At 43.0% G+C, this 731-nt stretch carries 1 protein-coding gene; it reads left to right on the forward strand.

What is annotated here, in order from left to right:
• Positions 1-188 precede the first annotated feature (188 nt).
• Positions 189-695, forward strand: coding sequence for an STAS domain-containing protein (locus A3750_RS04415; RefSeq protein ID WP_068453756.1), 507 nt, complete (start codon positions 189-191; stop codon positions 693-695).
• Positions 696-731: the final 36 nt, after the last annotated feature.

Consider the following 731-nt stretch of genomic DNA (forward strand, 5'->3'; position numbering starts at 1 on the left):
AGAGAAAGAAAAGTTACTATTAGATGTTGTTTCTAAACAGCAAGGGGGGATAGAATCAATTTTGACATCAATGGGATTGGACGACATTGATGAGCTGCCAGATGATATAGCCGTTTTGACGGTCTGCGACCAGGATGATTCGTAGCGTATGGTAGGAGGTTACTTGCAAACCCTAGAGTTAAGTAGCGATGTCCCAGTGTAAAGTACTACAGGCTGATTGCAGCGGCGTTTATATTTTGAAGTTGGTTGGAGAGGTGCGTCTAAATGCATGCTCAACGATCGATTCTGTGATTGAAAAAATCTCGGAGAATCCGAATTTTCGAAGTCTTGTCGTTGATCTTTCTGAAACAGATCACCTTGATAGCACGACGCTGGGCATGCTGGCTAAGCTTGCTGTGAAAGCGAAAGAAAAATCCCATTTCCTCCCCTCTATTGTTTCGACTAATCCTGACGTCACCCGAATTGTTGAATCTATGGGTTTTGATAGCGTTTTTGTTATCACCAAAGAGCCGATTGAAAGTGAAGCAGATCTTGCAGAACTCGAGCAGACACCGCTGCAAGAAGATGAGATGCGTCAAACCGTTCTGAATGCACACAAAGTGCTTATGGATATTAACGAGAATAATCACGATAAATTCCGTGATCTTGTTGATGCACTTCAAGGAAGCGACGTCGTAGCCACGAAGGCTAGTTGATACGCCGTTTTATACGTTAATACAGCAGAGATAATT

It is taken from the genome of Oleiphilus sp. HI0079 (assembly GCF_001635105.1).

Bases quoted from the DNA above. Each gene is read 5' to 3' on its own strand.
- A3750_RS04415 (WP_068453756.1), top strand. From the start codon at position 189: ATGTCCCAGTGTAAAGTACTACAGGCTGATTGCAGCGGCGTTTATATT.